Source organism: Paenibacillus sp. FSL R5-0713 (assembly GCF_037973325.1).
Taxonomy (GTDB): Bacteria; Bacillota; Bacilli; order Paenibacillales; family Paenibacillaceae; genus Paenibacillus.
Genome location: NZ_CP150229.1, coordinates 610,535 through 621,890 on the forward strand (window position 1 = coordinate 610,535; position 11,356 = coordinate 621,890).

General features: G+C 50.5%; 8 protein-coding genes. All 8 read left to right on the plus strand.

Features of this window, described 5'->3' with window-relative positions; translation table 11 throughout:
• The first annotated feature begins 277 nt into the window (after positions 1 to 277).
• The 8 genes from MKZ12_RS02875 (at position 278) to MKZ12_RS02910 (ending at position 11,165) form a co-directional block, all read left to right on the plus strand.
• Positions 278 to 844, plus strand: coding sequence for a TetR/AcrR family transcriptional regulator (locus MKZ12_RS02875; RefSeq protein ID WP_339258638.1), 567 nt, complete (start codon positions 278 to 280; stop codon positions 842 to 844).
• Positions 845 to 904: 60 nt separating this feature from the next.
• Positions 905 to 2,896, plus strand: coding sequence for an alpha/beta fold hydrolase (locus MKZ12_RS02880; protein ID WP_339258640.1), 1,992 nt, complete (start codon positions 905 to 907; stop codon positions 2,894 to 2,896).
• Positions 2,897 to 2,991: 95 nt separating this feature from the next.
• The gene (locus MKZ12_RS02885; protein WP_339258642.1) at positions 2,992 to 3,939 is read left to right on the plus strand and encodes an aminopeptidase; all 948 of its coding nucleotides are present in this window, start codon (positions 2,992 to 2,994) and stop codon (positions 3,937 to 3,939) included.
• Positions 3,940 to 4,552: 613 nt separating this feature from the next.
• Positions 4,553 to 4,975 (plus strand): chemotaxis protein CheW, encoded by a 423-nt coding sequence (locus tag MKZ12_RS02890; RefSeq protein WP_339239346.1) that lies wholly within the window; start codon positions 4,553 to 4,555, stop codon positions 4,973 to 4,975.
• A gap of 202 nt (positions 4,976 to 5,177) precedes the next feature.
• Positions 5,178 to 8,381, plus strand: coding sequence for a DEAD/DEAH box helicase (locus MKZ12_RS02895; protein ID WP_339258644.1), 3,204 nt, complete (start codon positions 5,178 to 5,180; stop codon positions 8,379 to 8,381).
• A 46-nt stretch (positions 8,382 to 8,427) separates the two neighbouring features.
• On the plus strand, positions 8,428 to 9,240 hold the full coding sequence (locus MKZ12_RS02900; protein WP_339258646.1) for a hypothetical protein: 813 nt from the start codon (positions 8,428 to 8,430) through the stop codon (positions 9,238 to 9,240).
• A gap of 283 nt (positions 9,241 to 9,523) precedes the next feature.
• Positions 9,524 to 10,498, plus strand: a complete 975-nt coding sequence (locus MKZ12_RS02905; RefSeq protein WP_339258647.1) for a M15 family metallopeptidase — start codon at positions 9,524 to 9,526, stop codon at positions 10,496 to 10,498.
• 265 nt (positions 10,499 to 10,763) lie between these two features.
• Positions 10,764 to 11,165, plus strand: coding sequence for a RidA family protein (locus MKZ12_RS02910; RefSeq protein WP_339239350.1), 402 nt, complete (start codon positions 10,764 to 10,766; stop codon positions 11,163 to 11,165).
• Positions 11,166 to 11,356 lie beyond the last annotated feature (191 nt).

Below are 11,356 nucleotides of genomic sequence, written 5' to 3' on the forward strand. Positions count from 1 at the left end.
GTTCTGGTTGGCCTTTTTTGGTGGTTCAACCGGAAGAGATGTGGATAACCCAAAGCAGTTAACGATCTCATGACGTATTTAACACAGAGTTAATACCATATGTGGATATCCTGTGTGTATAACACTCTAAATGTGGACAAGTATGGATTAGTTTGAGCGGAAGAAGATCTTTTGTTAACAGAAATACTTGTTTTCAACAAACTAGTACTGTATAGTTCTAAATATGACAAATCAAAAAATAAACACGGGACCTGCGAAATCCAAGAGTTCCAATCCGGTGAACCGGACCAAGGCAGTTGAAGTGGCTGCACAATTATTTCTGCGTCAGGGATACAGCTATGTCAGCATGGATGAGGTCGTGCGAGTGAGTGGGGTATCCAAGTCTAATATCTATTACCACTTTAAAAACAAGGAGGAACTGCTTCAGGCCGTGGTACAATACTGGATTGCCCAGTATGAGTCGGAGCTGTATCTGCTGCTCAGTCAGCGTGAGCGAGGAGTGGAAGAGCGCATCTACTATTTTATGGCAATGCTGTCGGCAGGTATTGAGGGCCGAAATTACGAAGGGAGCTGCCCTTTTGTCACGTTATATATGCAGACACCTGACAGTGCACCCCAAGTGAAGGAGAGCATATCCAGATTCTTTCGTGAGCTTAGACCGATGGTGGAGAAGCTGTTTCAGCAAGGTTTGGATCGCGGAGAATTTCGCAAGGGAATTGAACCGGGACCGGCTGCGTTGTTATTTATTGCAGCATTGGAAGGTTCACTGATCCTTGCGGGAACTGCGCGTGATGTAGGGATTATAGAACAATCAGCACGTACGTTTTGTCAGATGCTTCGGTAAACGAAGCTCTTTTTTTGAATAAAACTAGTACTATATAGTACTAAAAGGAGCGATAACGGAATGGACGTACATAAGATCCAAGTATCCACTAAAGATAACTTAGCTTCAAATTCAACAAAAATTCATCAGGTATTGAGCGCGTCTGATATGGAACCAACAATTATTTTCATGACAGGCAGCACCGGTTTTATCGGCAAAGAAACGGTCAAACAACTCGCGCAGGGAGACGCACAATTGCTCTTGCTGGTTCGATCAGAACAGCGTGCCAGAACGGTGTTGAAGGCTTATGGAGTGAAGGATTTCACCAGAATCATCTTTATTACTGGTGATTTATCCATCTCGGGTCTTGGACTTGCCGCAGTGGACCGGGAACGTGTTGTTGAAGCGAATGTAATCATTCATGCCGGGGGAACGATGGACGTTACCCTAGAACGAAAGGTAGCTGAGCAGATATTCATGAACGGGGCGAGAGAAGTGGCCCAGCTTGCACAAGAAATTCACGGTACCCGAGGACTGAGACACTTTATCCACGTGGTTGGTTTCATGAGTCCCTATGGACAGCGGAACGAACAGGGAGGTTATCTTCAGGTCGACCATGTGGGTGATCAGGAAAGTGCATATGAAGAGATGAAATTTCATGCCGATCTTCTTATTCGTGAACATGCGGAAGAGTATAACTATCCCTTATCCGTTGTGAATCCGAGTACTGTGGTTGGACCGCGCCCGACTGGGGAAACGGAGCAAACGGGTGGGATTGGGCTGCTCATTCAGGCGATTCAAAAGCGACTTATGCCCGTAGTGCCGGGAGGTTCATCCTATTGGTTACCCCTGGTGGAGAATGATATTGTTGCACGAACGCTTGTTTTTCTATCCAAGGAAGCAGACCCGGCAGGTGGAACCTATCCACTATTGGCACGCAAGGAAGACAGTCCCAATATGAAGGAACTACTACATCTTCTGGCACATGAATTGGATGTACCCAAACCCAAAGGAGCTGTACCACTGCCTTGGATTCAATGGGCAATGAAATCAGGGGGCACTCGCCTCACTGGTGTTCCAGCGGAGTCGGTTGCTTTTATTACCAACAGGTCATTCCCGGTCGAGGAGACGGAGGCGCTGTTCACACGTATGGGGCAATCCTGGCCGGACATCAGGGAACAGCTTCCGTTGGTTACAGCAGATCTGGACTACCGTCTTCGGTATACCCCGTTACCTGAGGATGTTCCGGCAGATTATATCCGGTCACGGAGTGGGAATATGGCTATGATCGGTTGGGAGGGTGAAGGAGAGCCGTGGATTATTGTGCATGGTCTGCTTCAATCTGCCGATGAGATGTTGCCTTTGGGAGAACAGCTTTGGAAAGAGACAGGTAACCCGGTTTGGTTAATGGATCTGGCAGGATTCGGACGATCCCCTGTACATCAGGTAGATGAAGCGTTTGAAGGTCAGGTGGGTACACTACTCAAGGCGCTTGATGAGTTCGAGGGTCCTGTGAAGCTGGTGGGTCATTCGATAGGCGCAGCTATCGTGGCTGCCGCACAGTTGCGTAGTGGGCGGACAGACATTCGACTGGGATTGCTTCAGCCAGTTGCCAATAATTCGAATCCGAATGTGCTAAGATGGATTTCCCGTTTGCCAAGAGGTGTGATGCGGTCTTTGCTTCGTCTTCGATCGGAGAAGAGTTGGGAGCGAATGTTCAGTGTATATATCAGTGGGGAAGACAAAAAGGGTATGGACCATATGATGGCCAAAAGGATACGCTCCAGTCTCCAATCCCCCCGAATTGCGGGGGCAAATGCAGATTTGTTGCGGTGGATCCACTCCGGCAAGCGGGGAAGAGTCAGTTCATTTTCCTGGATGAAAGAGTGGGCTGATGATCACACCAACCATACTTTAGTCGTATGGGGCAAGGAAGATCGGGAATATCACTATCCACAGGATATGAACTCACAGGTCAAACGCATAGATGTGCCCTACGGACATTACTTTCCGACATTTCAGTATAAGGAGACAGCTGCAATCCTCGCCGAATGGGCCGATACCTTGAAGTGAGCTCAGATTTGGCCATGCAGGAATCTCTGGTCGATTGTCGAAAGGGGTCAAGTCGAGTTGTGAAGAGCTGAAACCTAGACAGGAGAGATGAATATATGAGCAAGCAACGTGTAGAAACCAGTAAAAAGGTGCTAACAGAGTGTCTGGGATTACGCAGTGGAGAAAATCTGGTGGTTGTCGCAGACGATATGAAACGGGATTTGGCCGAATCCATCTATGAGGCAGGAAAAGCACTTGGCGCGGAGTCGGTCCTGCTAATTATGGAGGAACGCAGCAGATCCGGAGAAGAGCCGCCTGCACCGATTTCAGAGGCCATGATTCGGGCAGATGTAGCGGTGTGTGTAACTCGATATTCATTAACGCATACCCAGGCACGCAAACAAGCCGCTGCTTCAGGGACTCGAGTGGCAACGATGCCCGGCATGACTGAGGATATGTTCATGAATGGAGCCATTACAGCTGAGTATTCGCAAGTGAAGGCGTTGACCGAGAAGGTGACGGCTCTGTTAACCGCAGGTCGCCATGTGCGAATAGAGAAGCAGGGTCATAGTCTTTCCTTTTCTATAGAGAATCGTAACGGTGTACCAAGTACAGGCATGTATTTGAACCCCGGTGAATCGGGTAACTTGCCTTCAGGAGAAGCTTATATTGCTCCCGTTGAGGGCAAGGGCGAGGGTAGTATTGTTGTAGATGGTTCCGTTGCTGGAATTGGGGCACTCCGCGAACCGATGTTATTAACCGTCAAGGAAGGGCGATTGGTGTCAGCTGAAGGACCAGACGGGGCTCAATTACTGGACACCCTTGGAGATGGCGATGGTCGCTTTCTCGGCGAATTCGGCATTGGTACCAATAACAAGGCACGAATCACGGGTGTAGTGCTGGAAGATGAGAAGGTGTATGGCACGATCCATGTCGCCTTTGGAAGCAATAACACATTCGGTGGAACGATTGCGGCGGGTGTACATATTGATGCTGTTGTGCAAAAGCCTGACGTGTACATCGATGACAAGCTGATCATGCGGCAGGGTGAATTGGTGGAATAACTGAATAACTGCGTATCTGTACTGAAGGGATTTGAGCATGTCCACAACGTGTCCACAGTAATGGATAAACTGGAGTGGAAATTCAGATTTTACGTCAGATTTACAAACAAATACACAACATGTCCACATTAAAATAATGAATATCCACATGAAACGCTAAACATATCCACAGCATGTGTGCAATATGTGCACAACTTATCCACAAAACAGGTATAACTCCTGTTTTCATTCGATAAAACAGTCGTTTTGAAGTGAAAAAACAAGTTATCCACAGGAATATCGTGTTTTTGTTCCAAGTATTTGAAAACATAGAAACAGATCCATAATATATGGGGATAAAAAAGGCCAAAGATCAGCTTAATGCCGACTCTTTGGTTTTTTTTGAATATAAAATAATAAATCGAATGTCAGGTTACTTACGCTCAATTTTGAAACGACGGATTTCCACCCTCTCATCAAAACTGTAATACAACGCCTGTTGAAGTTGGCAAAATTGATCTGAAGCCTAAACATTTGATCAAAAATAACCGATACACCAAAGTAACATCTAATGAGACGAAAGTAGTCTGATTATACGGAATGAGAGGGTATGGGGATAACTATGGATGAGGGAATGCAATATATTAATTTTTCGGTAGGAGACCAGATCTTTGCCCTACGCATTGATGAAGTTCATGAGATCATCAGAATGGTGCAGGTGACTACGGTCCCGTTTGGAAGTCCGGAGATCAGAGGTTTTGCTTCGCTGTACGGTAAGGTAGTTTCAGTAGTGAGTCTTCGTGTATTGTTAGGCATGCCGGACCAGGAGGATACCTCTTCTACACGTATTATTGTGGTGCCTTACAAAGGAGGATTCGTACCTCTGATCGTCGATATGGTTGATTCTGTTGTAAGTTACGATCGTTTCGAAGAACCTGCTGAGGAGCACCGCCGTTTCATGCTTGGCGTTTTTGACAAAATCGGGTTCTGTGCAGATCATCGTGCAGGCATTTTGAACCTGGATGTATTGCTGGGCAGCTTGATCAGATCATCGTAAGATAATGATCCGTAATTCTTTCAATACTCAGTATTATCCTTGGATTGACCCAAATGTTCCTCATCCGCTTTTCGGGAGAAGGGACATTTTTTTATGCCGATAACGATTGAAATAACCACTTTTTGTGGGCAAAGGTTTTTAAATCCGGTCATTTTCGTATATGATGGAGAGTAACAATGCGAAGGGATGACGGGAGACTTTAATGATGCAATCGCTGTATGGAGTATGGCTTGGTGACGTATTTTTTTGTTTTTCCGGTGAAACATCGGAACCGCGTGTGGATGCATGGAGCCACGTGGTAAGACGGTTGAATTTTGGCGACGGGGGTCGTCTGTTTCAGCCTGCCGCTCTGCGTCTCGCGGAGCTGCGCTGGCCGAATCCGCTGAGGAACACGGCTGAAGCCAAGAACACGAAGCGCCGTCAACTGTTGGGGCGCACATTGGAAGGGTTGGCCGTCTCGCCTAAGGATGCTTTTAGATTGCTGCTGCAATGGGATGACCGTTTGTTTAATGCAGCCGGAATTCAGGTTGGAGAAGAGATGCGTTACTGGATCAAAGCGGCGCAGTTCACACAGGAGCTGCTGTTGCGGGGAGCCATTGCTCCATCAGCTGAATTCGCAGCAAAGACCGGAGCACGGCGACGGACCGGGCAAGAGACATTGACAGGTGTATGGCGGCCGCGCTTGCAGTCTGAGGATGATATTGAACGCTTCCGTGATCTGGCTGAAGCGATGCCTCCAATTGGGCTTTCTGCTCCTGGAGCTTATGCTTCATTGGAACCGGAAACGCGTGAAGAAGCAGGAGCTGCGGTATTATTTTCATTCATGAGTGGCATGATTCATGCTGTAGTAACAAGTGAACTGGAGGGCATGGACAGTGAAATGTCCCGTTACCGCACGCCATATCGACGCGGCTCTTCGCCAGTAGCCGAACTTTGGTGGAACAGTCTGATCTCGATGTTCCGTCCAGTGACGGTGCAAGGGCCAACGGATGATATGACAGCATTTATTCACACGCTGCAAGAAGTTGGTGGAACGTCGATGCCGATCGTCGGCGCAGAAGAGATGGCGCCTGCTGAAGGCCAATTGAAGCTGGCGCTCCGTCTGGAGCCTCCACTTGGCGAACATGAAACCATATGGGGAGTCAGCTTTTGGGTGGACAGTGAGCAGGAACCAAGCCTGAGGCTGCCTGCGCGGACCATCTGGGCCCATCCGGAGCGAGATCTGGACCGGGGGAAAGTGTTATATACCTCGGCGGCAGAGCAGTTATTGATGGCGCTCGGTCAAGCAGCAGAATTGGCACCTGAACTGGAGACGGCGCTGCTTACTGCTCGTCCGGAGGGAATTAAGCTGGAACAGCAGGGTTTCTTTGAATTTCTAACGCATGCGGTTCCGCGTTTGCAGAAGGCTGGCATAACCGTTCTCATGCCTTCAAAGTGGAGTCGTGCCGGAAAACGCCGTGCAGGACTTCGTTTGCAGATGTTGAATCGGGGAACAGAGCGGTTGCCTGGAGCCACATCGGCACTGGGCATGGAACAATTGGTTGCATTCAAAGCAGAGCCCATGCTGGATGGCAAGCCCGTAACCGCAGAGGAGCTGGCAGCTTTGGCTGAATCCACAGTTCCCTACGTCATGTTCCGCGGTGAGTGGATTGAAGTGGATACAAAAGAGATTCGCCAAGTCCTGCGTTATATGAAAAAAGAAGAAGAACAATATATGCCTCTCTCCGAATGGCTGCATCTGGCTGCGGATGAAGGGGAGGATTCCGCGTGGAAGGGCCTTTCCGTCTTTGGCGCCGAATCCGATGGGATGCTTGCTTTTCTGCTCGATGGGCAGGTGCTTCGCAGCATTGAACCTCGTCAGGTTCCGGCAGAGTTGCATGGTGAACTAAGACCTTACCAGGAAAGAGGTTTCCAATGGTTATCCGCGATGCGTGATCTGGGCTTTGGCGTATGCCTTGCGGATGATATGGGACTTGGGAAGACCATTCAGGTCATTACCTGTCTGCTGGATCGCAAACACGAAGAACGCCAGGCGGCTGCAGAGGAAGCACGTGAGTATGAAATGCTGGATGGATCCGATGATTCTTTCCCGGCGGATCAGCTTGCGAATGAGCAGCCTGATCATTTGCCTGCACTTATTGTGTGTCCTACCTCGTTGCTTGGAAACTGGCAGCGTGAACTGAAGCGGTTTGCCCCGGATCTGTCGCTATATATTCATCATGGGGGACAACGGTTGCACGGGAATGAGTTTCAGGCTGAAGCACAGACGCATGACATTGTACTGACGACCTATCATCTGGCAGGCAGAGATGGCCCGGATCTGGCTTCATTGCACTGGTCCACCATTGTGCTGGATGAGGCACAATATATTAAGAACTACCGTACCAAACAAGCGCAAAGCGTGATGCGCCTGTCTACACTTCATCGTATTGCGATGACGGGAACGCCTGTAGAGAACCGATTGAGCGAACTTTGGTCGATTTTCCAGTTTCTCAATCCGGGATATCTGGGCACAGCTTCATCGTTCCGCCAGCGGTATACGGGACTGGGGCCATCCGAAGAAAATGCAGCCTCCTTGCGTGAACTCCATCGACTGGTATCTCCATTCATGCTGCGCAGGCTGAAAAGTGATCCGGATATTCGCAAGGATCTGCCAGAGAAGCTTGAACTGAAATCCTACTGTTCTCTGACGCCGGAGCAGACAGTGCTGTACCAGCGTGTGGTGGATGATCTGATGGGTGGTCTGGACGGCAGAAATGGCATTGCACGGAAGGGGATTGTACTGTCCTCCCTGACCAAGCTCAAGCAGATCTGTGATCATCCGGTGCTGGCGGACAGCAATCGGAAAGATCATGGCAAGGCAGAGGCATCCGGTAAGATGGAACGATTGCTTGAACTGCTGGACGCCATCCGTGATAACGGGGAATCGGCCCTGATATTCACTCAGTATGTTGCTATGGGAGATCTGTTGGTGTCGAGGTTGAAACAGCGATATGAGGAAGAACCGTATTTCCTGCATGGTGGGGTGTCGAAGGCGCAAAGGGATGAGATGGTGGAGACCTTCCAAAAAGGAGAGGGTCCGTCCATGTTTGTCCTGTCTCTTCGTGCCGGAGGTGTAGGTCTGAATCTGACACGGGCGAGTCATGTCGTTCACTATGACCGGTGGTGGAATCCTGCGGTTGAAAATCAGGCGACGGACCGTGTATTCCGAATCGGGCAGAATCGCAACGTGCAAGTGCATAAGCTGATCTGTCAGGGAACACTGGAGGAACGGATTGATGAGCTGATTGAGAGCAAGAAGGCACTTTCCGAACAGGTTGTTGGTTCAGGTGAGAATTGGCTGACCGAGATGTCGGATGATGAGCTGCGTGGCCTGATATCTCTTCAGGGTGAGACGTGGCTGTGACCTTGATCATTCAGGGGAATATAGATGTTGAGAAAGGGGGATTGTTGTGAGCGAAAAATGGAAGATCGAGCTGCATATGTCCCCCGGTGGATGGACAGCAGAAGTAAATACAGCAGCGGACGCGGCGGGGCAGGAAGCGCACGGTTCCGCTGAGGCAGGGGAGACTGGAACAGCCGTTGCCGGCGTGTTCACGGTCACGGGAACGCCTGCGCAACTGAGCGAAGCCGAGCGCGAGGCTGTGCTAACTCAGCTGCGCAAGCGCCCGCTGACGCTGTACGCCCTGCTGCGCGGCGGCCCGGCGCCCGAGGAGCTTGCCGGGCTGCTGCCGGCTGCGCAAGCGCACGAGGGCTCGCCAGGCGCAGCCACGGCCAGCGCGTCCGTGGCGTGCACCTGCGGCCGCCCGAGCTGCGCGCATGCCGCGGCCGCTGAGCGCGCCGTAGCCGCGCGCCTCGCGGCCGAGCCGCTGCTGCAGCTGGCGCACGCCGGCTTGCCGCGCGAAGCGCTGCTCGCCGGCGTGCTGGGGGCATGGGCGGAGGAACTCGCCCATGATCCCGGCGCCACCGGCCGCGCAGCGGAAACGGCTGGCCGCCCGCAAGTGCGGGGCGGCGAAGGCGGCGCGGCCGTCGGCGAGTGGATCGCCGAGGCTGCCGCGGACGGTGCCATGCACCAGCCAGGGCCAGGCTTTGGCGCCGTTGAGGTGCGCCTCACGCAGCCGGGCAAGCCGCCGGCCTTGCAGGAGCTAACGGCGCTGCTGCAGGGCTTGCCGGCCACCGCAGGGCTGGATTTGATCCGCGAGCGTGTAGCTGCGCGGATGTGGCAGGCTGTCCAGAAGAAGACGGACAGCCCGGCAACCAAATGATACACCCATCAGAGCGGGGGAGATCTCAGATCACCTCTGCTTGTTTGTATTGCAGCATGTTGCATGATCCATGATCCAATTCATTTCATTTTCGCGGGAATGTTTCTCTAAAAGTCCAAAAAACGATCATACAGGCTGTACAACCCGTATATGTTCATGAAGATCTCTTCTAAAGGAGGTCTTTACCGGTGGAGCTTCGCAGTTAATTAAGGTATACTTTCGCAGGGAACACTGCACGCAGACAACTAGACAACATTTATATTATTGCGATAGGAGTTTTTACATGAAATCACATACAGGAAGACAGCGCCGCATGGTGGTTATGCTGTCCTCATTGATGATATGCGGAGCATTGCTTGCGGCGTGCCAGAACGGTTCAGGCACAGAGGAGAGCCAGAATCCGAATGGAACAGGTAACACACAACAGGAGTCTGACGGCACAACCGTTCATTTTACGGAGGATAAGGGATCTGATGGTGACAACGCTGGCGGGGATGATACATCATCTGCTGGCAACAGCGGTGAAGGCACGGATGGCGAGTCCGGGAATGCATCGACTGGCGAAGAGCAGGGTTCTTCAGACGATGGTAACGGCGCGACAGCGGAAGATCCATTGATGGAGAAACGTAGCATCAGCGCACTGCAAACAACAATTGACGCAGAAGCTGTGGTGACCAATGCCACATCTATGACGGTCATTGTGAACAAACAACGCAGTCTGCCTGAAGGGTACGAGCCGGACGATCTGGTGGAACCCAATGTCCCGTTCTCCTTCGACGAACCTCACGAGAAGCGGCATATGCGCAAGGAAGCGGCGGAGGCACTGGAGAAGTTGTTTGCAGGTGCAAAAGCGGATGGCATTGAGCTTCGTGCGGTGTCTGGTTATCGTTCATATCAACGTCAAGTGTCCATCTACAACAACAATGTCAAAACCAAAGGTCAGGAATACACGGATCGTGTAAGCTCTGTTCCAGGCCGAAGCGAGCATCAGACGGGTCTTGCCATTGATGTATCCAGTCCGAGTGTGGGCAATGTGCTGGAAGAGGTATTCGGCACATCGAAGGAAGGCCAGTGGCTCGCTGAACACGCTGCAGAATATGGATACGTCATCCGTTATTTGCAAGGTGAAGAAGATATAACCGGTTACGTCTATGAGCCTTGGCATATCCGGTACATCGGTACCGATTTGGCACCAGATGTGGCGAAAAGTGGGTTAACCCTGGAAGAATACTTCGATGAGGCGAATATCAAGTTGTAATCTGGATTGCATAAACGCTAATTTTCCTGAAATCCCCTGAATGACTGCTCTTGATCTAAACAATGAGCAGTCATTTAGGGGATTTTTTCCGTGTAAAAAATGATGTTGACTGACCAACCTGTCATGAGGCAGGGCACCGCGTGCTGAAGCTGCACTAAGATAGAATTAAAATCTATTCTATTGTCTGAGATGATGGCGGACTGATATAATTCATGTTTAATCAGATGAGATACATACAACCAAAGCAAAGCGAGGGACGAGAAAAATGAGTAGACAGCAGGTATTTACCGGTTCCCCATGGGAACCGTTGGTGGGATATTGCCGTGCCATCCGTGTAGGGAACCGAATCGAAGTGGCGGGTACAACTGCGATGCAAGATGGTGTAGTCGTTGGAGCAGGTGATCCGTATGCACAGACGAGGTTCGTTTTGCAGACGATTGAGAATGCACTGAAAGAGTTGGGGGCTGACATGTCGCATGTCGTTAGAACGCGAATGTTTGTGACCGATATCTCCAGGTGGGAGGAAGTTGGCAAGGCCCACGGTGAATATTTTGGACAGATTCAGCCTGTAGCCACCATGGTTGAAGTTAGCGCACTCATTGATCCCTTGTTGATGGTTGAGATTGAAGTGGAAGCGATTGTTGAAGATGAAGTCCAAGGTGGTTGATCTGGCGATCTCGCTTATCGTGAAGATTTTCTAAGGAACTCAGCAAGTCTTATTTGGCCCCCAGGTCTTCTTCTGAAAATGTAAGGAACATCAGGCACGTTATTTTCCGAATTAGCCTGACAAAAACGCTGTAAACAACTGTTTATTCACACATAGCGTGGCTGAGATTCCTTAGGTTTTTACAGGTACTT

Coding starts and splice junctions, on each gene's coding strand:
- MKZ12_RS02905 (WP_339258647.1), top strand. CDS start 9,524: ATGAAATCACATACAGGAAGACAGCGCCGCATGGTGGTTATGCTGTCC.
- MKZ12_RS02910 (WP_339239350.1), top strand. CDS start 10,764: ATGAGTAGACAGCAGGTATTTACCGGTTCCCCATGGGAACCGTTGGTG.
- MKZ12_RS02885 (WP_339258642.1), top strand. CDS start 2,992: ATGAGCAAGCAACGTGTAGAAACCAGTAAAAAGGTGCTAACAGAGTGT.
- MKZ12_RS02895 (WP_339258644.1), top strand. CDS start 5,178: ATGATGCAATCGCTGTATGGAGTATGGCTTGGTGACGTATTTTTTTGT.
- MKZ12_RS02890 (WP_339239346.1), top strand. CDS start 4,553: ATGCAATATATTAATTTTTCGGTAGGAGACCAGATCTTTGCCCTACGC.
- MKZ12_RS02880 (WP_339258640.1), top strand. CDS start 905: ATGGACGTACATAAGATCCAAGTATCCACTAAAGATAACTTAGCTTCA.